Origin of the sequence: Bacteriovorax sp. PP10 (assembly GCF_035013165.1) — a bacterium.
In the GTDB taxonomy this organism is placed as follows: Bacteria; Bdellovibrionota; Bacteriovoracia; order Bacteriovoracales; family Bacteriovoracaceae; genus Bacteriovorax; species Bacteriovorax antarcticus.
This window is the reverse complement of record NZ_JAYGJQ010000001.1, coordinates 1,976,227-2,001,304: the sequence shown is the minus strand read 5'-3', so window position 1 is coordinate 2,001,304 and position 25,078 is coordinate 1,976,227. Positions and strand designations below refer to the sequence as shown.

Below are 25,078 nucleotides of genomic sequence, written 5' to 3'. Positions count from 1 at the left end.
ATGTCCTTAAAAAAATGATTACTTTAAAAATGGAGGGAGCTCAGATGCTCTGAATACGCCTTCGCCACCCTTTCCATCGTATACTTTATTACGATAGCATTCATTTTTCGGGTCATAAACTAAATCTTCTTGTCCATTGACGAGAATTCCTTCAACAAGCATTGTTTTAGAATTAATAACCGGAGATCCAGAGTTCCCTTCGAAGGAGTCAAGCCCGGCCGTGAACTGGTATATACCATTGTTATTGAAAATCGCTGATTCGCGAGAAAGTATTAATGGCATTCCGTACGGGTGACCGATCATAAAAACATTGGCAGTGTTGTCGATCTTCTTACTCATATTCAGTTTAAGCGGTTCGCGACGCTTAGGAGTACGGTCTAACTCAATCAACGAATAGTCCTGATCCCCCGGAGCATTCATATCGTACATTGTGCTGATGATTCGGGAACAGCTGAAAACATCATTAGAATTTACGCTATAGCCTTTTCGACTTTGCTCTTTTGAATCCACATCAAAAATAATTTTCTTTGTCGCGCAGTCACTTTCATCCATAAAACAATGTCCCGCAGACGCCAGGATATTGGGTGCGACTAAAAAGCCAGTACAGCCTGATACAGCAGGTCTTGTTACAAAATGCTCACTCACACACATCTTCATTGTTTCTTGCAGACTAGCGGCCTTTATCGTCGTTTTAAACATACCAATATCTAAAACATCAACTGGCACAATCAAGGCGATTGATTTACTTAGTTCCTGAATTCTTCGGTCTGATTTATTGGTGATAATTTCGCGGTCGTCTTTTCCGTAGATAGAATTTAAACCAGATGAACCAACATTGATTTTTGCTTCTAAGACTGAAGCATACGTGAAGGTCAAAAATAGGGATAAACAAATAATCTGGCGCACTCAAACTCCCATGGGAAACTGGACGCCAGACTTTATCATCAAACCCCGATCTCTCGGGGCAAACTATGAAATAATTACTTACTATTTACGAATTATTTTTTGTAATTCTTTGATGTTAGTGATTCTCGTAACGTCTTCCCCACGGCATTCAGTGACCTTACACACCTTAGGACGGTAGCAGTTTTGAATAGGATCATTCACATAGTCAGTTTCCCCACGAACCAAAATCCCCTCAACTACCCCCGTTGTCGAATCAAATACGGCCGATCCCGAGTTCCCACCGAAAGTATCAAGAGTCGCCTGGAAGTAATACTTATTCGTATTCGATCTGACGTTTGCCCCATCAGCAATTTTTGTTGGAAGTCCAGATGGGTGCCCGATAACAACCAGACCTGCCTTATCAGCAATTTTTCCAGTCGTTCTAAATTTTAAAGGAGTATGGCCTGCAACAACGCGGTCTAGTCTCACAAGAGCAAAATCGTTATAAGTTGATCTGTCTAAAACGCGTGATACGATTTTATTACATTTATATACTTCAGTTTTAGGAATAATCTGAGTTAGTTTTTCTTCTGTCACATTAGCATAACCAAAAACCCACGAGTATCTTTCGCAGTCATCGAGATCCTGAATACAGTGTCCTGCTGTGACCAGGTATTGATCTCCCACTAAAAATCCAGAACAGTTTGCAGCTGCCACTTGTTTTGCAAAACGAGCGTCAGCACAAATTCCATCCTGCTCAAGTGTCGTACTACTTACCAGCACTGTATCATCTTCACGAGAGACAAGAGATGAATCAGAAATCATCGCCGCCGTTGAGTTCGCGAGCTGCTTATACATATCATTGGTCGATTCAAAAATATCTTTGCGGTCATCTACACCGTAGATAACTTTATCAATCCATGAATCCTGGGCGAATGAATTAATTGAAATCGACAGAACAAAAAAGCTTAATAGAATTTTCATGAAGTCCCTCCATAGAACAACTGCTGCTTCATTTAATTCTGGTGATTAAGGCAGGAGGTGGCAATGAAAAAGATAAATAAAAAAGGCCCCAATAAGGGGCCCTTTTTATGGAAGAAATTTTTTGAAAAACTTAGTTTAAAGTTAATCCATCAAACGGGTTCATGTATTGTGCTTTAATTTGCACCATACCTGAGTCGTCCCCCATTGATTCGAAGTATCCATAAAGAGCACCTTCAGTGATCTTTTGGTTAGCATAGTAAGACTTAATGAAGCTTCCTGCCGTGTCTTTAATTGATGCACTCATTGGAATAAAACTTAATCCAAGTTGAGCAAGAGTTAAGACAATACGCTTTCTAGCAATTGATGTTGGACGGTCGTAGTTGAATGCAACTGCCGGACGATTTTGGAACATTGATTCTTTATCGAAAAGGTTAACAACAACTTTTTCATTGTTGTAAGTTACTTTTTGGAAAGCATAGTTCATACGGTCAGATACTTCAGTGTAAAGGCTTCCAGCTTTTGCAAGGTTTGCACTTCCAGCTCTGAAGTTAGCATAAAAGTTTGTTGTTCCGTATTTCATCCAGTTCGTCTTAGCGTTGTTTGATTCCCAGTATGCGTACCATGGAATGCGAGACTCATAGATTGATGACCAGATCATGTTCACTTCATCGTGAGTTAAACCAAGTTCTTTTTCATCGAAGTTTTCAAGATAATGCATAAGCATGTTCTGGTGAAAATTTCTTCTTTCAGTAATTAGTTTTTCAACTTGAACTACTACGTAACTAACAGTGTTTAACATTGGAACACTACTTAGTCTCTTTCTTGCGAAATCAAGGGCCCATGAAACTGCTTTATAAGTTACGTTTCTCTTATAAAAGAAAGTTGGGTCTTGTACGTTTGATAAAACAGTTGGGTCTAAAAGAAGGATAGCATCAGTGATCTTCCCTTCGAACTTAGAAACAACTTCATTGAAAGCTGGATTTGTAAAAACAGCATCAACGTTTAAAACAGCAAGCTGCTTTAATGAATCAAGTGTTGTTTGAACGTATGTATCGTAGTCTTTAGAAGCTACACCATTTGATCCCCAATAAGCTCTATCTTCTTCAAGAACAGCTCTTACTTGAGATTCATATTCACCGTTAGCTAGGTTTTGTGCCATTAACGATTGCTCTGCCATTAGCTGAGACTTAATCATTTTCACGTATGGTGCAACTTCAAACTTAACCGGCATAGTCCTGTCTCTAATTCCGATTAATTTTCCGTCGTCACTTCTAATAACTTGAAAGCGCTTCTGGAAAGCGTCTGCTGATTTTGCGAATGCTGTATTCGTATTTATGGCGAATACACAAAGCATTGCCACCATGATTGAAATTGATTTCATTTTTCCTCCTAATTGAAAAATGTATTAACTTCATCAATGTTAATGAAAAAATTTTAAAAGAATCGAATGTAAGAAAATATAATTTAAAGTGAGATTATTTTGACACTATCTTTTTTTCAACTTCATCCCACAATGCGCTTCGTAAGATAAGAGATTGAACGCCAGCAAGACGAGCTTCTTCCCATTTTTTTTCATCGTTTCCGCAGAGAGATTCAAGACAATCTTGTGCCTGATGAGAGTGCTCACCACCATCGATTTCAATGTGACGTTCAAGATAATATTTCAGGTTAGGAAAATTTGTTTGGGCACTCTCATCAAGATTTTTTGAGAGGTCTCCTAATATTGAAGTAAACATGTCGGGAATTAATTTTTCTCTTCCAAAGAAGAATGTGGCCGCGACTTCGTGAGTTTTTCCTTTCATCGCCAGGTCTAAATTAAAAGTTACAAAATCGCGCTCAGCTTTTGTAGTCCATTTATCAAAGTTCAAATCTTTCGAAAAATTCAGCAGACGATCAGGGTCTGCACCAAGATCATTCATAGCACGAAGATAAAGTGTGAAGTGATCACACGCCAGGCCTTCGCGGTCTTTATCGCTTTCTTCACCTAAAACAATTTCATTAATTAAACGGACAACATTTTTTGGATACGGACTTGGATTCCATGGAATCGCCACACAGGTAATATCGTTTTGCAGTCTCTTTAAAAGAGTCATGAAATCCCACACAGCAAAAACATGAGTCTCCATAAAAACTTGTAAATCAGAAACTGTTTTTATCTTTTGATAAAGAGAGTGATTACTTAAATGTTCATGGTGAGAAAGTAAATCTGGATGATTCATAATGGAATTCATACGCGTCCTACAAATTGATTATAGGAGAAGTCATACCACTAAATTTCGAAATCGTCGTATGTTTGGCCAAAAGAAGCGTCCATTTCTTTAGAAAAAAAGCGGCGTGAGAAGTACTGCCCGGCCCTGATTGTGCGAATAAAATCGTACTCTTCCAGCTTTCTTAGAGACGAGTAAATATCTTCTATCGCAAGGCCTAGATTTTTGGCCATTTCTGTGTGAGACATCATTTGGGAGATACCGTGAGAGCGATGTAGGTTTGGTAAGCACCAAACTCTACGATAAATATACATAAGAACCAGGATTTCAACGCGGCTTAATTTAAAATCAACAATAATTTTATCAAAGAAGACATCTGGAATTTCAGACGTAGAAGGGCCTAGCTCTTGATTTCTACCACCGATTTCTGGAGTATCATCAGTTTTAGCTTTCGAGCGGTGATCGGCCAAAATTGAATGTATATCGACCATAATTCAATCCTTGTCATTCACTGCGACACGTTCGCATGAATCTCTTAATTAAGTGTAGCACAAAATTACTAAATGGAAAATATCTAGTACTGATCAAGTATCTGTTATCTGAGTTTAGAACTCAGGAATAAGAACGCAGCCCATAAAATGCAGAGGCATTCCATTAAACTCGCGAGTCACCGTCGTGGTGAATCCAAGACGATGATAAAAGCTTACGTTTTGGGCATCAGGTGAAGTGATAAGGTGAACACCCATGACATTATTCAGTTTTAAAAAGTTCATGTAGTGATTCATCAGAATACTACCAAGACCTTTTCCTCTGGCATCAGGGTGAAAATTGATATGGAGATGGGCCGGAAAAGCTAAAAACAAGTCGTGAAAAACTGCGTATCCGGGGACACTGACTTCGTTCATTGCACGAGTTGAGTCCGAGCAGCCAGAGAGGTAACCTAAAACTTTGCCCTCTTCCATTGCGATAAAAAATTCTTCCGGGTAAAGAGTCTGGTAGTCACCACACCATCTTTTATAGAAGGCCTTACGTCGCTCCTCAGATGAAAACGTTTTAAGTGATGAGGATAAAAAGAAGATTTCTTCTACTTGTTTAAGCAGAACTTCCTTTTGATCAGCATTCAAATTATTTAATGTCACAATTTCGATCATGCTTTAAAACTCTTTTGAAGCGCTTTATGAAAACGTAAATAAGATCTCATTTTAACCGGAATGCTCTCCAGTTCAAGACTATCTACATTAATAGAATCCCAATCACTCCATGAAACAAGTAATGGCCCTGTGAAATATTTTTGCCATTCTTTTTTCTCTTCTAAATTTTTTAACTCTTTCAGAAGACCTGGATCAGTAAGCTCGTTGATTGATTGTTTTGCAAGCGTTGTTAATTCTTCTTTCGTGGCCGCTTTAACCATCATAAAAGAATCATAAAACGATTTTAAATCTTTCGCCCGTTTTTCCGGCATTAAGAAAAAAGCTGAAACCAATTTAGCACTCTCCTCTTTTTGTAAAAAAGAAGAAACTAATAAATCGTCTTTAGTTTTATTATCACCAGTAAATTTCAATCCATTCCAGATTTTAAATTCAGTAGGAATTGAAAGTTTTAAGTCCGCCACCATTTGATTAAACTTATTAATAAACAAACCGGGGACTTTTGATTTCATCATCTCTTCAATGAAATGATGTTTTGAGAGTTCACTTAAATCAAACTCATTCAGCCGAGTCGTTATAGAATCGCTTATTTTCAAATCGTATTTAATTGAAAAACGAATCAGTCTTAGAAAACGAACCGAATCCAAAAAGAAGTCATCGCTGATCTCACGAAGCACTCGATCTTTCAGATCTTTAATGCCTCCATAAGGATCTACCACGACTTCTGAGTTATTTTTCATATCCAGCTCTACCCCAATAGCATTCAAGGTAAAATCGCGGCGCTTAAAGGCCTCTTGATAAGAAAGTGTCGGACTCAGTTCCGCTTCAAAATGATGATGAGTTTTATTTCCAGCAATCTGGCGCTCAATTCGCGGAGTAGAAAACTCCAGGTCGAAACCATGGAAATCCACTCTCGTGATCTGATAAGGAAGTTCGGTATAATTGATTTTTTTATTTTTTAAGAAAGAGCGTAAAACACTGGCCTCAAGATTCCTGATTTCAAAATCCAGGTCATGGCTTAACGTTTTATTCAGGAAATAATCTCTCGGCGTCCCACCGACCAAACACAAAGAAAAACCAAGTCCTTCAATCTCGCGAAGTAGGTCTTTCAGCTCATTCGGAATAAGGGAGGCAATCGTCATATCTTAAATGTATCACGATGTGAGAGTAGTCTATCAATAGTATTTTTAATTCTGACTAAATTTTCTGACTCTTTATGGTAGACGATATAAAGCTTCCCACTCGGTACTTCGAATTCATCCCCAAGTGTCATAATTTTGTCTTTAAAGAATGAACGATTCAATACGTGATTGGGAACAACAGCAATCCCCAGACCTTCGTTTACGGCCTGAAGCATGTGTCCGTGAGAGTTTACAGTAAAACGAACATTTAATTTTTTCGGGTGTGTTTTGAATTTCGATCTACACCATTTTAAAAATAAAACGTCATTTTGTTCGAATAAAATAGTCGGAATCGTCTCTAGCAATTCCAGAGTTAATTTTTTATTGAAGAACTGATCCTTCATTTCTTTTGGAAATACGAGTGTTGATTTTTCTTCTAAGAAGAATTCTTTTTCACCATGAAGAGGAACATCATCTTCCGGCATAATCAAAATATCTAATTTGTTGGCATCGAAGTCAGCAATCAAATCTTCCTGGTGACCCATGCGAACTGATAGCTTTAGATCTGGGTTTTCTTTAGCGTGCCAGACGATTTCTTTTGCCAGCCACGTCTTCCCGATTCCAGTCAGGGTACCAATGGTCACCTTCCCTTGCATCGTATCTTTATCGCCCTGGATTTCAACCAGAGTGTCTTCCATTTTTTGCAGGAACTGAGTTCCAAGCGCGTAGAGCTTTTCACCTTCAGCGGTTAAAACCACCATTTTTCCTGAGCGCTTGAAGATCTTTACTTCAAGTTTCGATTCAAGGTTTTTAATACTTTGGCTGATCGCCGATTGAGTAACTCCCAGCACTTCTGCTGCTTTAGAGAAACTTTTTGCGCGGGTTACGGCCACTAATGTCTGTAGTTGAGATGTTTCAATCATAATGTATTAGGTTTACCTAATATAAATAGAAAAGAAAAGTAGCCATGTAAAAACTCGCTTACTTATAAAAAAGACAAAAAAAAAGGGCCCCAAAAAGGGGCCCCTTTATTAAATCTTTGTTAAAAACAAACTATTCAGCTTGAGCAGCTAGTTTGTCTTTTCTTTCAGCGATAACTTTTTCAGCCACGTTGTTTGGACATTCACCGTATTTCGCGAATTCCATTGTGTATGAAGCTTTACCAGCTGACATTGAACGAAGAACTGTAGAGTAACCGAACATTTCTGATAACGGGATCAGAGCGTTGATTGTTACTTCACCTGTATCGTTAGATTCTGAAGCCTGGATAATCCCTCTTCTAGAAGAAAGGTCACCAATTACTCCCCCTTGGTACTCATCTGGAGTTTCAACTTCAACTTTCATGATTGGCTCTAGGATAACTGGAGAAGCAGCTTTTACAGCTTGTCTCATCGCCATACGAGAAGCAATACGGAATGCTAAGTCAGATGAATCGACGTCGTGGTAACGACCGTCTTGTAGGTAAACTTCAACGTTGATTAAAGGGAACGCTGCAAGAGGTCCTTTATCCATAACGTCGTTGAAACCTTTTTCACAAGATGCAATGAATTCGTTTGGAATAGATCCACCCTTAATTTCATTGTAGAACTTGAACACTTGTTCATCATTTTCTTTTTTCTCTTCAAGAAGAGGCTTGATCATTCCTACTACTTGACCGAACTGTCCAGATCCACCAGTTTGCTTCTTGTGTAGGTAATCGAACTTAGCTTCTTGTCTGATCGTCTCACGGTAGTTTACCTGAGGTGCACCAACTTGAACGTCACAGTTGTATTCACGTTTTAATCTTTCTACGTAAATCTCAAGGTGAAGCTCTCCCATACCAGCGATACGTGTTTCAGCAGATTCTTCATCTGTGTATACATGAAACGTCGGATCTTCTTTCATGAATCGTGAAAGACCTTTTGAAAGACGAGTTTGTTGATCTTTATCTTTTACTGAAATCGAAAGTTCGATTACAGCTGCAGCAATGTGCATACCTTCACATGAAATGTGATCCCACTTATCGTCACCAACAAATGTATCCCCTGAAGCACAATCGATACCGATGATAGCGATGATGTCCCCTGGTCCAACAGTTTCAATGTTCTCTCTGTCGTTAGCGTTCATACGAACTAGACGACCAACGCGTACTCTTTTCTTAGTACGTGTGTTGATGATCGTGTCACCTTTATTTAAAGTCCCTTGGTAAATACGAGTGTAAGTTAACTGTCCGAATTGCTCGTCAGTAATCTTGAACGCCATACATACAAGTGGCTTAGATCCATCTGGAATAAGTTCAATTTTTTCTTTCGTATCGTTGTCGATAGCGATCGGTCTCTTACAAGTAAGTGGAGACGGAAGGTATCTTGAAACAGCGTTAAGAAGAAGTTGAACACCTTTATTTTTGAAAGCTGATCCCATGAATACTGGAGTTAACTTTAAAGTCTGAGTTCCAATCTTAATTGCATTGTGAATTTCAGCTTCAGTAATGTCTCCGCCTTCAAGAATTTTTTCAACCATGTTGTCGTCAAAGTTTGAAGCAGCATCAAGAAGTTTTTCTCTGAATGCTTCAACATCATCAAGCATGTCAGCAGGGATTGCTTCAACTCTTACTTTTTCTCCGTTTTCTCCGTCGAAATAGTAAGCTTGTCTTGTAATTAAATCTACAACACCTTTGAAGTTTTCTTCAGCACCGATTGGTAACTGCATTAAAACTGCATTGTGGTAAAGTTTTTCTCTTAGAGCAGCTACACCTTTATGAGGGTTAGCACCCATACGGTCCATCTTGTTTAAGAAGGCCATACGAGGAACAGCGTAACGCTTCATCTGTCTATCAACTGTGATTGACTGAGATTGAACACCAGCAACTGAACAAAGAACTAGAATAGCTCCGTCAAGAACGCGAAGTGAACGCTCAACTTCTACTGTAAAGTCAACGTGACCCGGAGTATCGATTACGTTAATACGACAGTCTTTATCAATGCCTTCAGCAAATGTAATTCCTGCGTTGTCGATCCCTCTCCAGTGAACTGTAGTTGCAGCTGAAGTGATCGTGATCCCTTTTTCTTTTTCAAGTTCCATGTGGTCCATAGTTGCCCCGGCACCACCACCACGTACGTCTTCAATTTTGTGAATCTTGTCACAGTAAAAAAGAATACGTTCAGAAAGAGTTGTCTTCCCTGAATCGATGTGGGCTGAGATCCCAATGTTTCTAGTTTTGGCCATTAATTTCATAACTCATCTCCAAAAAGGTTATTTACCCTAAAAAATTATTTGTAACTTTTTTTAAACTTAATTTTAGTGTCGAATAATAAGAAATTTAGAGAGATGAGTCAACAAAGATCGCTCTATTCAGAGTGAAAAAAGATAAACAAGGAGCAGCAAAGAATTGACAAGATCACTAAAACTCTCTAAAAATTTTTTCTGGTAATTTAATACCTCAACCCACAATTAAAGGCATAACTGACTATGAGCGGAGATCTAAGCAAACAAGACCTCTACGAAGGCGTTAAAACGCTGATCGAAACTGACGCTGTACACGTTCATTTAACACAACAAAAACTTTTTACCCTGTTTTCTGTTGGATTCCAGTACCTACTGTTTGAATCAACGAGAAACCCAGGTGCTTACATTATCCGCGTTGAAGATGGCTACCTAGCTGAAAAGTTAGCTAAAAAATCTAAAGACCCGTCGACAAGAAAATTCCTGCAATCCCTAATGATCCCCCGCAAGTTTAAATACGAAAAATCATTTTTCTACCTGGACTACTTTCATTTCGGTTCATGGAACATGACGAGTGAAATCCCGCGCGAGAAAATTAAGGCCGCTCTTATCGTTAAAAATACTTCTTCTAAGCCAATGATGGAAATTGATTTAGACCCTGAAGCAGACACTGCGGTCATGGACACAATTAAAAACGGCGATTACCTGAGAATGTTGATGGAGTTTGTTCCAAGAACCATCACAATCGCTTTTGAAGAAACTTTTGAAGGAACGACGCCTGTTACATTTCCGTTCATCAAGAAAGAAAAAGAAAAGACTGTTTCCGGAGTGACAATCAACTCTGATATTGAGTGGGACGACTAGTCCCACATTCCTGATTAAATCTATTTTCTCAAACGAAATACCTGATCATTTTAAAGCGCTGTTGCGTTTTTTTCCTAAATACACTTCGTAAGTCTCCAACTATTAAAGATTTCAAATGATCTTTCGATAAGATAGCAAATCAATTGGAGGATTTTATGTTCACTATCATCGGTGCGATTTTTACTACTGTCTGCGTAATCATGGGATATGTTCTCCACCATGGTAACCTGGCAGTTCTTTGGCAGCCTACAGAGATCCTCATCATTGGTGGTGCGGCAGTTGGATCGATGATTATGGCAACCAGCCCATACATCATGAAAGCAGCTCTTGCGAGATCTATTCAGGCCATGAAAGGAACTGGGATCAATAAAGCAGCTTACATCGAACTACTTCAGTGTATGTTCGAGTTAATTAAGATGGCCTCAGCTAACCCGATTTCAATTGAACCTCACGTTGAAAATCCGGAAGGCTCAGAAATTTTCAAACGCTACCCTGCTGTTTTACACAATCACCATGCCATCGATTTTATCTGCGATACGCTGAAAGTTCAGATCGCTTCATCACTATCTCCTTATGACTTAGAAGATTTAATGAATGCCGATTTAGAGATCGTAACAGAAGAAGAGCACACTCTCGTTGCTTCGATCAACAGAGTTTCGGATGCCCTACCAGGTCTGGGTATCGTTGCTGCCGTTCTCGGGATCGTTATTACCATGGGAAAACTGACTCAAGGTAAGGAAGTCATCGGGGCGTCGGTTGCCGCGGCCTTGGTAGGTACCTTCCTGGGAATTCTTTTCTCATATGGATACTTACAGCCACTTGTTGCTAAAGTTGAATCTAACTTAAAAGAAGAAATGCGCTTTATGGTGACGGCCAAGATTTGCCTTCTTGCCTTTGCAAAAGGTGTAAACGCAAAAGTATGTGCTGAATTTGGAAGAAGAAGTATTCCCGCGGAATTCCGCCCTTCATTTAAAGAAGTAGATGAAGCGACGGCTAACGCTGGTAAAAAGTAAAAAAAATGCTCCACTGGAGCATTTTTACGTCGCTTGAAATGGTTTAAGAGACGTATTTTGGTACTAAGAGTTTTACTTTTAGTAATTTAAAAACATACTGAAAAAGGAATTTCATTATGGCAGACGAAAAAGCGCCAATTATTATAAAAAGAATTAACAAAGGTCACGCCGGAGCTCACGGTGGTGCCTGGAAAGTTGCCTTCGCCGACTTCATGACTGCGATGATGGCCTTCTTCCTCGTTATGTGGCTTATGGGGGCCGACGAAGAAACGAAAGCAGCCATCTCCGATTATTTTACCTCTGCAACTATCTTTAAAGGTGGATCGGATTCAGTGGGTAAAATTGGAAGTGCACCCAATACTTCTTACTCTGTACTTAACGGACAAGAAGGTGGATTTGACCAGGCCGACGTCACAGAACCTGCTCGCCCACGCCCGGTTTATTTACAGGAACACAAAGTTCTCTCAAAACTTGTCGATGAACTTTTTGACGGGAATGCCTTCTCTGCTGATTACAACTCTGAATATTTAAAGTTTGCGATTCCTGGAAACGTTGTCTTCCAGTTTGGATCAACTGAAATTTCTTATGAAGGGAAAAACTACCTGAAGAAACTTGCTGACGTTTTCAAAGATTACGAAGGAACTGTTTCCATCATCGGCCATACTGAAAAAGGTGAAGGGGCCACTGATCAGGCGAACTGGGATCTCTCTTTTAAGCGTGCGATGGCGATTAGAACGTCTCTCATTAAAGACTTCAACGTTATGCCGGACAAGCTTATTCCAGTAGCGCAATCGAGTGCGACGGTATCTTCTGAGGAAGAAGAAAAAGGAATCAACGTGAATAGACGTGTGGAGTTCATTCTAAAGCATAGAAACTTCTAGTTTAGTTAGACATATTATATAAATTACTAAAGTATTTTACTCAGATATCCGATATGCCTCTTATCAGCTCTCCGCTGAAAAAAAGAAGGGGCATACATGGATCGCGACAGTTTTACAATTACACTCATTGCACAGTACAAAGAAGAAATCGAAGGCGTTTTGGTTGAATGTGAGCACGTTTACCGCTCTACAATCGACTACGAACTATTAGACTCAAGAGTTGAAGAGCTTATCAGATGCGCTCGAGTTGATGGCCTGGAAGAAAAAATTGTATGGGATCTTCTTCAACAAAGAATTCCTTCTTATGTCAATTACGTTAACGTTAAGACGACTAGTAAAAAGGCCGCTTAAGTTTTATACTCGTATCAAAAACATAATCCTTTGGGGTCTTCTTTTTGATACGAGAATTACTTACTTATATATCTGAAAGACCTACCCTCAAAGAGGCCAAAACATTTGGTCACCTCTTCGAAAGCATCTCACTTTTATCCCGCGAAAAACGTTGTCAAAAAACCTGGGCCACTCACCGCGCCTCTTGCAAGCAGTTCATTGCGGCCGAATTAAAAAATGCCCGTCATTATGATTCTGTTTTGGTTTTAGGATCCGGGCCTCTCCATGAAATCCCGACAGAGCTTCTTTCAAAAACTTTTAAAAGAGTTGTTTTGGTGGATATTGTTCATTTGAAATCGACGAAGAAGTCTGTTGCTCATCTTACTAATGTAGAGTTTATTGAGCACGAGATCACTGAGATTGAAGAGGCCTTGAGAGTTGATAAAAAGCTAAAGGACAAGGTTCCTGCGAAGTTTGTCGACGAAGACTGGGGCCTGGTTCTATCTGTGAATGTAATGTCTCAACTCCCCTTGCATCTTGAAACTTTCATTTATAAAAAGTTAAAAAAAAGATTCACCGAAGCTCAGGTTGAAACCTTTTTAAAAGGTGTGACACAAAACCATCTGACTTACCTTCAATCCTTTCATACCAATGCCATCCTAATCACTGACACTCAAACTTTTTATTATGATAAGAATGATAAAGTCATTCAGACAGATCACAACTATGAGCATTTGAGTCTTCCAAAACCTAGCGAAGAATGGAACTGGAATGTTGCCCCTATACCTGAATTCCAAAAAGACGTTGGCATGAAAATGCGTGTCTGTGGATTTGTTTTAAAAAACATAAATAGTCATTGATCTTTCTTATAAGAAAATCTTTAATAAAGTGACTATGAAAAAAAATGAAAATAAAAGAAGTGGTGCTTTGTTTGTCGGCCTTGGGATTTTTCTCAGCAGGATCGCAGGTCTTTTAAGAGAGCGCGTTTTTGCTCACTATTTCGGTAACTCTGATGCCGGAGATGCTTTTAAGGCCGCACTTAAAATTCCTAATTTTTTACAGAACCTCTTCGGTGAAGGTGTACTCTCTGCTTCCTTCATTCCGGTTTATGCGGGTCTTCTGGCACGTGAACATAATGAGAATACAGAAAATCCACATGATCATCTAGAAGCTTCAAAAGTTGCCATGACGATCGGTACGTTGATGTTCTTAATGACATCGCTTTTGGTTATTGGTGGGATTGTTGCTACACCTTTTTTAATTGATACGATTGCTCCTGGATTTCAAGGTGAAAAAAGAGAACTGACAATTAAGCTTGTGCAGATTTTCTTTCCTGGTACCGGGCTGGTTGTTATGTCGGCATGGTGTTTGGGAATTTTAAACAGTCACCGTCGCTTCTTTTTATCATACGCTGCTCCTATCATCTGGAACGCGGCGATTCTCGCGACACTTCTCGCTTACGGACAAGGAACTTCTCAATACGACCTGGCCATTATCGCAGGTTGGGGTTTAGTTCTTGGTAGTTTCCTTCAAGTTGCGATTCAAATACCGACGACTATTAAACTTCTAAAATATTTCAGACCGAGACTGGACACAAAAGTGCTCCATGTAAGAATCATCTTAAAAAACTTCGTTCCAAGTGTTATCTCTCGTGGAGTTGTTCAGGTCAGTTCATACATAGATAACGTTCTGGCGAGTTTGCTTCAGTCTGGTGCTGTTTCAAATTTATCTTACGCTCAACTTCTTTACACACTTCCCATCTCGCTTTTCGGGATGAGCATTTCTGCAAGTGAGCTTCCAGAAATGAGTTCAATTCTCGGGTCTCAAGAAGAAATTTACGCAAAACTTCGCACTCGACTTCAAAATGGAATCCAAAAAATCAGTTTTTTTATTATTCCATCAATCGCCGCTTTTATTATTCTAGGTGACATCGTTGTTGCGGCCCTTTTCCAAACTGGGAAATTTACGTCACAAGACACTCGTGTGGTTTGGATCGTTCTCATCGGATCAAGCGTAGGTCTTCTCGCTTCAACCATCGGACGTCTCTACTCATCAACTTTCTTTTCTTTAAAAGATACGAGAACAACACTGAATTTTGCAGTTGTGCGAATTTTCTTCACAACGATATTAGGATACCTGTTCGCTTTTAAATTCGCTCCAATGATTACAAGTGATCCTGCCTATGCAACTGCTGGACTGACTTCTTCTGCAGGGCTTAGTGGATGGATTGAATTCATGCTGCTAAAAAATAAACTTAACGGCATTATCGGCAAGACTGGAGTTAATTGGCGTTACCAATCAAAACTTTGGGGATGTGCTCTAATTGCTGCAGCAGTTGGGTTAAGTATTAAATGGTTTATTCCCTCACATTTTTTGACTCTTCCAATTCCTAGGGCGATTATTATCTTAGGTGTATTTGGTGTGTTGTATTTCGCACTTACCTACATGATTAACATCGAAGAATCTCAGGCAGTGATTAATAAAATTAAGTCGAAAGTTTTAAGGAAATAATAATGGAATTTACTCCAGCTATCACTGATGTTCTGAAGTTTGCGGTCACGCTGGTTTCAATTATCAACCCCCTGGGTGCTATTCCTGTATTCTTAGGATTTGTAAAAAATCATAGAAAAATAAACGTTAAAAAGCTGGCCAATCACACGGCGACAGCAGTAACTGTGACAATCTTAATCAGTTTGATTGTTGGACAATATGTTCTTAATTTTTTTGGTATCTCAATCGCATCATTTACTATCGCCGGTGGATTCCTTTTAACAACCACCGCCTTCAGTATGATTTCCGGCCAGCAATCAAATTCAAAAATTAACAGCGAAGAAATGGAATCAATAGATTTTGAGAGAGAGTTGGGAATCATTCCTCTGGCCATTCCTCTTCTATCGGGGCCAGGTGCGATTTCAACATCTATCATTCATGCAAAAAACTTCACGACTCCTGCTCACTGGATTGCTGGTATATTGATGATTTTAATTGTCGGTTTTTGCATTAAATTCATTTTAATGTACGCAGAAAAAATCGGTGAAAAACTTGGCCAGATCGGTCTGAACGTAATGACTCGAATTATGGGTTTAATTCTTTTATCAATGTCGATTGAAATGATTGCTTATGGTATTAAAGAGATCTTGCCGATTCTAAAAGGCGATTTCTAAAAAATAATCTCAATCAAACATTAACCATTTCCTAACTGGAAGTAGCTCTCCCATTCCATTACATTCTGATCAATTCAAAGGTAATTCATGGGAGAACTACAATGTGGACATATCTTAACAATCTTTTAGCAAATTTTTTTATGCGAATCTCAAAACATGATTCTAAGGAAACCTGGATCTTGCTTGAGATGCGCCAAAAGTCCAATCTTGAGAACTTAGAGGACTTAAAAAAGCTTCGTATCAAGAATTTTTAGGAGTATAATTTCCATACTACTTTTTAAGGATGGTTTTATGGAAAGTAATCAAAGAAAATATTCTAGTTTAGATGTTGGATCACGCACTGAAGTTCAAGCGGGATTCATGACAAGAGTTTATCAATGGATGAGCATTGGTGTTCTTCTTACTGCAGGTATCTCTACATATATCGGAACAAACGAAGCTCTTGCGACAACAATCGCAACGAACAGAGGATTGTTTTGGGTTTTAATTATTGCTCAATTTGGTGTGGTTATTGGTTTATCTGCCATGATCAACAGAATGACGGCAGCAATGGCACTTGGTCTGTTTATGCTTTACTCTGCATTAACAGGTGTAACGTTCTCAACAATTTTTTTAATCTACACTCAAGCTAGTATTCAATCAGCATTCTTCACAACTGCTTGTGGGTTTGCGGGTCTTTCAGCTTTTGGTTTTATCACTAAAAAAGATCTGGGGCCGGTTGGAACATTTTGTTCAATGGGATTATTTGGATTAATTGGTTATTCACTTCTATCAATTTTCTTTCCATCAATGATGGGTGGAGCTGCTGGGTTAGTGTTTAGCTTAGTTGGGCTTTTAATCTTTGCTGGATTAACTGCTTACGATACTCAGAAGATTAAATTAATGGGGCAGCATGCTTACAGTGATGAAGAGAGATCTAAGTTAACTGTGATTGGTGCGCTTACATTGTATTTAGACTTCATTAACTTGTTTCTTATTATTTTAAGATTTACTGGTGATAGACGTCGCTAGTTAGAAGCGCGTCCTTCGATGGCTAAATAAACTCTTAAAAAAAAGTTCATCTCGCTACATATTCAAAAATAGTAAAAATGCAGCTTCGGCTGCATTTTTTTATTTAGCTAAAATAGATTTTATTTTTTCAACGTAACCGGCAACATCCGACTTCTTCATCAATGGAGAAAACGACAAGCGAATGGAAGACCTGGAGTTCTCATAAGAATACCCCATCGCCATCAACACTCGGTTCTCTTTAATAATCCCTGACGAACAAGCTGACCCCGTAGAAAGATCCACGCCCATCATATCGAATTTTGCACTTAGTGTTTCTGCTTTTTGTCCGTAGATAACTAAGAAAATAGTATTGAGATTTCTAAAAGGCGCAGCACGTGCCACAACCTCTCCCTTGTCTCCAAGGAACTCAACCAAGGCCTCTTCTATTTCATCCTTTGCTACGCCCACTTCAGACGCTACAAATTGTTCTTTCATATCGTGAAGAGCAAGCTTAATAGAATAAACGCCTAAAGCATTCTCAGTTCCGGCACGAAGGCCGTCTTGTTGAGTGCCACCGACGATCAGTGGAGAAAATTCAATGTCATTACTAACGAAAGAAAAACCAATTCCTTTAAGCGCACCAAATTTATGGCCGGAAAAAGTATAGGCATCAAGCTCAGGAGAAAGCATATCCCAGTTGGCCATCTTACCGACTAACTGAACAGCATCTACGTGAATGAAGGCCTGAGTTTGTTTTTTGATTTCTTCGGCCCATTGAAGCGGCCATATCACACCAGTTTCATTGTTGATGAGAGTGTAATTTACATACGACTCACGCCCTTCGCTGGTTTCGTTCAAAATACTTTTTGTTAATTCAATTTGATCGAAGAGTCCGTTTTTATCCACAGGAAAAAAAATCACTTTATGACCAAGCAGTTCTAAATCTTCTTTTAGCTGAACCACGCACGCGTGATCGACTTCAGAAAAAAAGAAACTAACCTTTTTCTTTTCTTTGAAAAATTTAAAAGCGAGCCCTTTAAAAATAGAATTGATTCCCTCAGAAGCTCCTGAGTGAAAAAATAATTTATGAGTGTCCGTTTTTAAATTAAACAACTGAAAGAGGTACTCAATAGTCTCATTGATGTGCTTTTTTGATTTCTTGCCTGAAGCATGAAGGGACGCCGGGTTCCCAAAAAGAAAATCCCCGCTATGAAGATAATCTGTAACTCTCTTCGCTAGCGGGGACGTTGCATTGTAGTCAAAATAGAAACGATTACTGATTGATCTCTCCAATCGGATTTCTGATCGCTGAAGTCATAATTCCAGCTGAGTCAGTAGATGAAGCGCCAATTCCAGCTTCAGCTTCAGTTTCTTTTGTCTTACGAACAAGATCACCAAGTGAAGTTGTTGCAAGATATTCTTTCATGATAATCCCAAGGTTCATGAAGTAGTTCTTCGACAGGTGGAACTCAAGAGAGTTCGCTGCTTCAGCTTCTGATCCAACGATATCACGAGCAGGGTTGATGTTTTCACCAACACAGTCTAATACGTCTTTAATTGTGATCTGGTCTTGGTTTCTAGCAAGTACATACCCGCCACCTGGACCACGAACCGACTTAACTGCTTGACCATTTCTTAGCTTTCTAAAAAGTTGTTCTAAGTAGTGAAGACTGATGTTCTGTCTTGTTGAAATTTCTTGTAATCTTACCGGATTCCCATTTGAATGAGTAGTAAGGTCTAACATTGCTCTAACTGCGTAACGCCCTTTTGATGTAAGTCTCATTGGTCTTCCTCCATAAAAAATCCAATTGATCGTAACCTGATTTAGAAATAATTCTTGAGAAATGCGTGTGTCGTCTACTGGTAGAATTGCTCATCCGTGCAATCCTTTCTAGCTAACTGATTCTATCTCAAAGAACCAACCTAACAAGAATAGTATGACGTGTACGAAACACAGAAGTCAACCACCTATTTTCGAACTTTTGATGGTAAGGTATTGAAATTAAGGTAGTCTTAAGCGTTAAGATCGGGTAAATCCCCAATAAAACCGATGGATTAGGTCACTTGATACAATGCAATTTATTGATATAAAAATAATTCATTGGAGCGTTTTGATCGGAAAAGTTTGCCGATGAACAAATCTATTACGTGATCTTTGTAAGCAAAAAATTGCGTGAATTGTTTTCGTTTATCTCGATTTTGAGCTGATAGTATTTGAATTCATCACCTATTATTCTTTGCAATTGGTGCAGGTATGGCATCCCCCATTCAATGAGAAAATAATCTTTTTCTTCCAGATACATTGGGATTTCGAGGTGGATCAGTTCTTCTTTCTTTTCGATACGGTAAAGATCAGCATGAAGAAGGTTGTCTACTTCGTTGATGATCGAATACGTTGGACTTGCGGTCCCTTTTCTATCTAAAAAGATTTTTGTGAATGTCGTTTTTCCTGCTCCTACCGGGCCATCTAAAATGATGACACTAGGGGGTTCAATCACCTCTTTCATTTCAAGGGCGATATTGGCCAAATCAGATTCTAATACCTTCTTCCAAGTGCGAACGACAGACATGAGTTACCTACTTTAGGGGATGAGAATCAAAAACGCTCTTAAGACTCTTTATAGTGTTTGAGAGTCCATTAAATAGAGCATGGCAAATGATCCAGTGACCGATATTGTATTCTTCGAAAATTTTGTGCTCTAGAAGAGGCACAACACTTTCATCCGTCAAACCGTGACCTGCGTGAGTCGCGATCTTATTATTAGTTAAAAATTCTTTAGCAGCTTTGTATTGTTCAATGAAGCGCCCAATATCGTCTCCGTTAGAGAAAACGCGAGCGTACTCTCCAGTGTGGATTTCAACAGCGTCGATATTTAATTGAGTCGCGCGGATAAGCACTTCAATTTTTGCTTCAAGAAAAAGTGAGATCTTCACGTCTTTAATAGAAGACTTTAATTTCTTAACGGCTTCTTCGATGCGGATAAAGTTAGCATCATCTAAAAGATCCAATCCACCTTCAGTGGTTTTTTCCTGACGTTTTTCCGGAACTAAACAGATCCACTCAGGGCCTGAAGCGATAGCAATTTCTACGATTTCAGGATTCACACCCATTTCAAGATTAAGTGGTTTTCCAAATCTCTTAGTCACAAGGCGCACAGTTTCCACATCAGTATCCTGAATATGGCGACGGTCTTCTCTTAAGTGAATTGTGATTTGGTCAGCACCATTTAAAAGTGACACTTGAGCAGCATCAACAACACTTGGGTAATCTTCCCCGCGTGCTTGTCTTAGAGTTGCTACGTGGTCAATGTTAATTCCTAAACGAGGTATCATGGACAGCTCTCCCTAAAATAATGACTAACCAATCTCTTTGGTTACAACTTGAATTAAACGATTACATTCTTCTTCAACCAACTCAGCGTTCTCACCTTCAACCATTACGCGAAGTAGTGGCTCTGTTCCTGAGTATCTAAGAAGAACTCTCCCGCGGCCATCGAGTTTTTTCTCAGCTTCAATTGTAGCATCGTTAATTGATTTTACTGTTTCAAGCACCGGTTTATTTTTTACCACAACGTTCTTAATAACCTGTGGAAAAAGTGTCACTTCAGCAACCAGGTCTTTTAGTGATTTATTGAAGTATTTCATTGCTTCAATAACTTTTAATCCACCAAGAGATCCGTCACCCGTTGTTGAATGTTTGCTGAAAATAATATGTCCTGAAGGCTCTCCTCCAAGAATACAATGATTCGCGCGCATATATTCGATGATGTATCTGTCACCAACTTTTGTTCTGTGGAATTTTAATCCCAGAGACTGAACGTATAATTCTAATCCAAGATTCGACATAACTGTTCCGACAACTGTATCGCCTTTTTTTAGTTCTCCACGAGCAAGTAGTAGCTTCGCAAATAAACCAATCAGTTTATCACCATCAATCAGAGTTCCCTCTTGATCAATAACACTTACGCGGTCGCCGTCACCATCGATACAAATACCAATGTCAGCTCTGTAGCGTAAAACTTCTGTGCGAGCTGCTTCAGGGTGAAGAGAGCCACAGTTCTTATTGATGTTTTCACCGTTCGGGCTAATCCCGATTGAGAAAACTTCTGCTCCCAATTCCTGGAAGATCATTGGTGTTACTTTATAACCGGCACCATTGGCGCAGTCTAAAACGATACGCATTCCATCCAGGTCATAATCAGATGCAAGAGCTGATTTAACTTGAACGATGTAGCGGCCATAAACTTCTTTTAATCTTTCAGCATTCCCTAACTGACCAGCGTATTTCACCGGCATTAGGTCAGGATTTAAAATAAGTCTTTCAAGTTCGATTTCAACAGAGTCTGGAAGTTTATTTCCTTTACCGTCAAAAATTTTAATCCCATTATCCTGGAAGTGATTGTGAGAAGCTGAAATCATAACTCCAGCGTCTGCTCTCATGTTATGAGTAACGAAAGCAACTCCCGGCGTAGGAAGAGGACCTGTTAAAATAACTTCTCCACCTTGTGAACACACACCAGAAGCAAAGGCCATCTCAAGCATGTAACAGCTAAGGCGCGTATCTTTTCCAACGATGATTACAGGTTTCGTATTTGTGGGATTAATGGATTGGAAGTGAAAAGTTACAGCGCGCCCAAGAGCGGTTGCAATCTCTGCTGTCATTGGGTAAGCATTGGCCTTACCGCGAATTCCATCTGTCCCGAAAAGTTTTCTCTCCGACATACATGTCCCTTTTTAACAACTAGTTTTAAAACGTTACTCTTTTTTAACAGACTCACGTTTTGGAATGGTCAGTTGTACTTTATATTTTAATTTTACTCTAGGATTTTCTTCAAATGAGAGACGTGGGTCAATCTCATCAATAGGAACAGTTATGGTCCCCTCATCTTTCTCGATACTCGACAGATTCACCGGATTTGTTTCCAGGTGTGACATTTTTCTAATCACATCAATAGGCCCGCTGATCATGATATTTTGTGGGTCGATACTCACTTCTTTAAATTTGCGGTCATAGGGCATATTACCAATATACTGAATTTTTACCGGTAGCTCCATTTGAACCAGACGGTCGATTTCAATCGTCGCTTCTTTTGGATGCATCTCAAGAATATCGACACCAAATGGCACAGAAATCTGAGAAGGAAGGTACTGGACTTTGAAATTCTTCCCAAACTTTTTATAATAAGGCACCAAGTCGATCACCAGTTTTTCTTTGTTAGAAAAAACGTTTCCGATAAAAGCTTTTGAGCCTTTTAACTTCAACTGTAATTGTCTTTCTGTATTGCTGGAAACCGCAAATCCTTTGGGAACTAAAAATTCAATGGAGATTTTCTTTTCGACTTCTACCGGCTCGCTGTTTAAGACATAGAACCACAACGACACGGCAAAAAATATCGCGATGATCTTCAGAGTATGTCTTTGCGCTTTTTCTAATTTCAACGAACGATATCCTTGGTCTTAATAGGTCGTAGAGCACTGTCTAAGCTTTCATTGCTCCAGATATGACGAAGATATTGTCCAAGCTCCTTTTCGGTCTTACACAAATAAAATACGCCCTCTACACATAGATTAATCTTACCACTTTCTTCCGAACAAGTGATAACTAATGCGTCGGTTACTTCAGTTAATCCCAAAGCGGCCCTGTGACGGGTCCCTAAATGTCTCTCGATATCGAAATTTTTCGACAGGGGCAAGAAACATCCTGCTGCTGTCAGTTTTGAGTTTTGTAAAATAATCGCTCCGTCATGCAGAGACGAGCTCGATTCAAAGATTGAATAAATAATATCCGAATGGATACGTGAATCCAGACGAGTCCCGGTATTGATATAGTTGAGTAAACCGTGTGTGCGCTCAATAACGATCAGTGCCCCGATCTTTTCACGCGACAAAGCTCCACAGGCCTCGACGATTTCATCGATTTCAAAATCGTGAACGTCTTTTGAAAAGACTGTCAGGATATTTCTTCTAGTCCCAACCGAGGCCAGAGCACTTCGGAACTGATCCTGGAATAACACCACAACGATAATGAAAAATGAGTCGAAAAAATGCGCCAGGACCCAGTTAAGCGAGTAAAGCTTAAACGTGATCCCGAGCCAAAATAGACCGAAGAGAAACCCCAGACCGACAATCATCTGAGCTGCTTTTGTACCTCTTACAATCAACAATAGTTGATATATAAGAATCGCAACGATCAGGATGTCGATGAAGTCTTTTATATTGAGATGGTTAAAAAATGGGCTTAAAAAGGACATAGAGCTATTCTATCCCCTATTAGGCCGCATTCGCAAATTCATCGTCTTCTTTTAAGAATCTTAATCGTTCATCTTCAGAAAGATTCAGGGATTTTAAAATATCCGTACTCATCAGAAGTTTCTTTCTTAGAGCTTCGCGGCTTATTCCCATCGCTTTTGCTGCTTTGGACTTATTCCCATTGCATCTTCTGATCTCGGCGTGAATCATTTCGCGCTCCACCAAAGACATACGGTCTTTAAGGGCGATACTGTGATCACTTACGAACGGAAGATCTCCAAACATTCTCTTCTTCTCTGAAAGATCCACAAGAGGTGAAGCTGAGTCTTCAATTTCAATATCCGTAATAACGTGTGACTTAGGGTTGTATAGAACCGCTCTTTCCACACAAAGTTTTAATTCCTTGATGTTTCCTGGCCAGTCATACTTCTTCAATTTCTCCATTAATTTTGGAGCAAATGATTTAAGTAGAAGCCCTTCTTTCTTACATTCTAGTTTTAAGAAATAATCGCAAAGAAGTTCAATATCATCTCCACGACGACGAAGTGGTTCCATGAATACTGTCGCTTTTGAAATGTATTCATAAAGCTCATTATCAAAGTCACCATTCGATACAAGAAGACCTAAGTCTCTCGTTGTCGTTGCAACAATACGTACGTCTAAACTAAATTTTGTCTCAGGGATATGGCGTGACTTCATCGTCTCTAAAAGCATTTTTTGGTGCTTTGGAGATAAGGCCCAAATTTCGTGCAGCTGCACAGTACCACCCTGACAAGTAATCAACTTACATTCTGTTTCATCCGGCCCAAACAATTGTCTTCCAACAAAGTCCTGGTCTTTATCAGCACAATTGATGACTTCAAAACCTTTTAATCCACGTTGACCTTCAACGTGAAGAATTTTTGAGTAAAGTGATTTACCTACACCGCGCTCTCCGAAAATTAATACCGGCGCTTCAATGTCTTTCAATTTTACAATTGTAGATCTAAGAGATGCGACGTGAGGCACTCTACCGATAAGCGCGTTCTTTCTATCAAATGGATTCGAGAATCTTCTGATAAGCGACTTATCTGACATCGGCGTAAAGTTATAAAACACAGAAGAGAAAATAAGCGATAAAACTTTCATCGTCTTTTCATCTTCAATCGAAAATCTATCTTCATTTCTTTTGTTTAAAACTTCGATAACACCAATGATCTTGTCTTCACGGTTGTGAATCGGGTGACAGATAATTGATTTTGTCTCGAAACCAAACTTCATATCGAAAGCTTCGTTAAAGCGCGTGCTATCGTGAATTGTATCGATGTTAAGAGCAACTCCTGTAGTGAATACTGATCCAGCAATCCCTACGCGGTAGTCGAACTTCAACTGCTCTTTTCTAATCCCTAAAGCACAAACAGCTTCAAGCTCATTTGTTTCCGGGTTAATTAAAAATAAAGAAGCTCTTTGAGCATTTAAAATACGGATAACTTCATCAAGCATAGACTCGATGAATCCTTCTTTATCACCAAAGTGAGTGATGTCTTTAAAGAGTGATAATAGCAGTGAGAAAATCTCAAAACCATCAGTCGCTTTTGTATAGCGCTCTTTAATTGCTGAATCAATTAAACAGTTTTTAAGTCTCTCAGAAGAGAAACCTAAAATATAGTGCTCAAGGAATTTTGCAATCCCCTTTTCTTCTTCAATCTCAATACCGTAAATGATTTTTTGATCATCTAATGTTTGAGAGAAAGCGCGCACGACTTTCCCTGTTAAATCCATGTGATGTTTTTTAAATTGTAATGAAATGGTAATTTCACGACCGACTGAAATTCGCTCAGCTGTCGCAAAACCTAATCCGGTTAAAGAGATATCAATCAACTTTGCATCGTCGATGTATTCTTCCTGACCGCCTTTTTCTCGTGCCATTTGCACCAAGAATCTAAGATCGTCGGCCTCTTCAACAGGAATTCTGAATGATTGGTAAAACTTAAATTCAGAAAAACTTGCTAGCATGGTTCACTCCTAACTAATCTACAGATCAACTTAAGAGTCTTATCGC

General features: G+C 39.3%; 25 protein-coding genes. 8 read left to right on the top strand and 17 right to left on the bottom strand.

The annotated features are described in order from the left end of the window. Window positions 1–18: 18 nt before the first annotated feature. The 9 genes from SHI21_RS09825 to fusA all read right to left on the bottom strand — a co-directional run bounded on the left by SHI21_RS09825 (window position 19) and on the right by fusA (window position 9,558). On the bottom strand, window positions 19–906 hold the full coding sequence (locus SHI21_RS09825; protein ID WP_323576205.1) for a trypsin-like serine peptidase: 888 nt from the start codon (window positions 904–906) through the stop codon (window positions 19–21). Window positions 907–987: 81 nt separating this feature from the next. After that, window positions 988–1,869, bottom strand: a complete 882-nt coding sequence (locus SHI21_RS09820; protein ID WP_323576204.1) for a trypsin-like serine peptidase — start codon at window positions 1,867–1,869, stop codon at window positions 988–990. A gap of 130 nt (window positions 1,870–1,999) precedes the next feature. Continuing rightward, entirely contained in the window at window positions 2,000–3,250 is a 1,251-nt protein-coding gene (locus tag SHI21_RS09815; RefSeq protein ID WP_323576203.1) for a hypothetical protein, read from the bottom strand. Between the two features lie 94 nt (window positions 3,251–3,344). Then, window positions 3,345–4,100: a DUF3050 domain-containing protein gene (locus SHI21_RS09810; RefSeq protein ID WP_323576202.1), complete on the bottom strand. Its 756-nt coding sequence runs from the start codon at window positions 4,098–4,100 to the stop codon at window positions 3,345–3,347. 38 nt (window positions 4,101–4,138) lie between these two features. Continuing rightward, window positions 4,139–4,567, bottom strand: coding sequence for a hypothetical protein (locus SHI21_RS09805; RefSeq protein WP_323576201.1), 429 nt, complete (start codon window positions 4,565–4,567; stop codon window positions 4,139–4,141). A gap of 114 nt (window positions 4,568–4,681) precedes the next feature. Next, window positions 4,682–5,227: a GNAT family N-acetyltransferase gene (locus SHI21_RS09800; RefSeq protein ID WP_323576200.1), complete on the bottom strand. Its 546-nt coding sequence runs from the start codon at window positions 5,225–5,227 to the stop codon at window positions 4,682–4,684. Next, window positions 5,224–6,366 carry a tRNA nucleotidyltransferase/poly(A) polymerase family protein gene (locus tag SHI21_RS09795; protein WP_323576199.1) on the bottom strand — a complete coding sequence of 381 codons (1,143 nt, stop codon included), beginning with the start codon at window positions 6,364–6,366 and terminating at the stop codon, window positions 5,224–5,226. The genes SHI21_RS09800 and SHI21_RS09795 overlap by 4 nt, the downstream gene beginning before the upstream one ends. Then, window positions 6,363–7,268 carry a LysR family transcriptional regulator gene (locus SHI21_RS09790; protein ID WP_323576198.1) on the bottom strand — a complete coding sequence of 302 codons (906 nt, stop codon included), beginning with the start codon at window positions 7,266–7,268 and terminating at the stop codon, window positions 6,363–6,365. Before SHI21_RS09790 ends, SHI21_RS09795 begins: the two co-directional genes overlap by 4 nt. 130 nt (window positions 7,269–7,398) lie before the next feature. Continuing rightward, window positions 7,399–9,558: an elongation factor G gene (fusA, locus tag SHI21_RS09785; RefSeq protein WP_323576196.1), complete on the bottom strand. Its 2,160-nt coding sequence runs from the start codon at window positions 9,556–9,558 to the stop codon at window positions 7,399–7,401. Between the two features lie 234 nt (window positions 9,559–9,792). Between fusA and SHI21_RS09780 the strand changes: the two genes are divergently transcribed. The 8 genes from SHI21_RS09780 (at window position 9,793) to SHI21_RS09745 (ending at window position 16,809) form a co-directional block, all read left to right on the top strand. Next, window positions 9,793–10,410, top strand: a complete 618-nt coding sequence (locus SHI21_RS09780) for a hypothetical protein (protein WP_323576195.1) — start codon at window positions 9,793–9,795, stop codon at window positions 10,408–10,410. A gap of 155 nt (window positions 10,411–10,565) precedes the next feature. Further along, on the top strand, window positions 10,566–11,423 hold the full coding sequence (gene motA, locus SHI21_RS09775; protein WP_323576194.1) for a flagellar motor stator protein MotA: 858 nt from the start codon (window positions 10,566–10,568) through the stop codon (window positions 11,421–11,423). A gap of 116 nt (window positions 11,424–11,539) precedes the next feature. After that, window positions 11,540–12,304: a flagellar motor protein MotB gene (locus tag SHI21_RS09770; protein WP_323576192.1), complete on the top strand. Its 765-nt coding sequence runs from the start codon at window positions 11,540–11,542 to the stop codon at window positions 12,302–12,304. A 96-nt stretch (window positions 12,305–12,400) separates the two neighbouring features. Further along, window positions 12,401–12,655, top strand: a complete 255-nt coding sequence (locus tag SHI21_RS09765; protein ID WP_323576191.1) for a hypothetical protein — start codon at window positions 12,401–12,403, stop codon at window positions 12,653–12,655. 44 nt (window positions 12,656–12,699) lie between these two features. Next, the gene (locus SHI21_RS09760; RefSeq protein WP_323576190.1) at window positions 12,700–13,494 is read left to right on the top strand and encodes a hypothetical protein; all 795 of its coding nucleotides are present in this window, start codon (window positions 12,700–12,702) and stop codon (window positions 13,492–13,494) included. A gap of 34 nt (window positions 13,495–13,528) precedes the next feature. Next, a complete protein-coding gene (murJ, locus tag SHI21_RS09755) occupies window positions 13,529–15,145 on the top strand; it encodes a murein biosynthesis integral membrane protein MurJ (protein WP_323576189.1) in 1,617 nt (538 codons plus the stop codon). Between the two features lie 2 nt (window positions 15,146–15,147). After that, entirely contained in the window at window positions 15,148–15,798 is a 651-nt protein-coding gene (locus SHI21_RS09750) for a MarC family protein (RefSeq protein ID WP_323576188.1), read from the top strand. Window positions 15,799–16,089: 291 nt separating this feature from the next. Next, window positions 16,090–16,809, top strand: a complete 720-nt coding sequence (locus SHI21_RS09745; RefSeq protein WP_323576187.1) for a Bax inhibitor-1/YccA family protein — start codon at window positions 16,090–16,092, stop codon at window positions 16,807–16,809. A gap of 99 nt (window positions 16,810–16,908) precedes the next feature. On the opposite strand, the gene SHI21_RS09740 is transcribed toward SHI21_RS09745, so the two are convergent. The 8 genes from SHI21_RS09740 to SHI21_RS09705 form a co-directional block, all read right to left on the bottom strand. Further along, window positions 16,909–18,081, bottom strand: a complete 1,173-nt coding sequence (locus tag SHI21_RS09740) for a cysteine desulfurase family protein (protein ID WP_323576186.1) — start codon at window positions 18,079–18,081, stop codon at window positions 16,909–16,911. Continuing rightward, complete coding sequence (locus tag SHI21_RS09735; protein WP_323576185.1) at window positions 18,062–18,571, bottom strand: Rrf2 family transcriptional regulator; 510 nt, start codon at window positions 18,569–18,571, stop codon at window positions 18,062–18,064. Before SHI21_RS09735 ends, SHI21_RS09740 begins: the two co-directional genes overlap by 20 nt. A gap of 361 nt (window positions 18,572–18,932) precedes the next feature. Beyond that, complete coding sequence (gene tsaE / locus SHI21_RS09730) at window positions 18,933–19,358, bottom strand: tRNA (adenosine(37)-N6)-threonylcarbamoyltransferase complex ATPase subunit type 1 TsaE (protein ID WP_323576183.1); 426 nt, start codon at window positions 19,356–19,358, stop codon at window positions 18,933–18,935. Window positions 19,359–19,365: 7 nt separating this feature from the next. After that, the gene (locus SHI21_RS09725) at window positions 19,366–20,121 is read right to left on the bottom strand and encodes a pyridoxine 5'-phosphate synthase (protein WP_323576182.1); all 756 of its coding nucleotides are present in this window, start codon (window positions 20,119–20,121) and stop codon (window positions 19,366–19,368) included. A 24-nt stretch (window positions 20,122–20,145) separates the two neighbouring features. After that, window positions 20,146–21,510, bottom strand: coding sequence for a phosphoglucosamine mutase (gene glmM / locus SHI21_RS09720; RefSeq protein ID WP_323576181.1), 1,365 nt, complete (start codon window positions 21,508–21,510; stop codon window positions 20,146–20,148). 33 nt (window positions 21,511–21,543) lie between these two features. After that, a complete protein-coding gene (locus SHI21_RS09715; protein ID WP_323576180.1) occupies window positions 21,544–22,227 on the bottom strand; it encodes a CdaR family protein in 684 nt (227 codons plus the stop codon). Continuing rightward, a complete protein-coding gene (cdaA, locus tag SHI21_RS09710) occupies window positions 22,224–23,039 on the bottom strand; it encodes a diadenylate cyclase CdaA (RefSeq protein WP_323576179.1) in 816 nt (271 codons plus the stop codon). The genes SHI21_RS09715 and cdaA overlap by 4 nt, the downstream gene beginning before the upstream one ends. 19 nt (window positions 23,040–23,058) lie before the next feature. Further along, the gene (locus SHI21_RS09705; protein WP_323576178.1) at window positions 23,059–25,032 is read right to left on the bottom strand and encodes a sigma 54-interacting transcriptional regulator; all 1,974 of its coding nucleotides are present in this window, start codon (window positions 25,030–25,032) and stop codon (window positions 23,059–23,061) included. Between the last annotated feature and the right edge of the window lie 46 nt (window positions 25,033–25,078).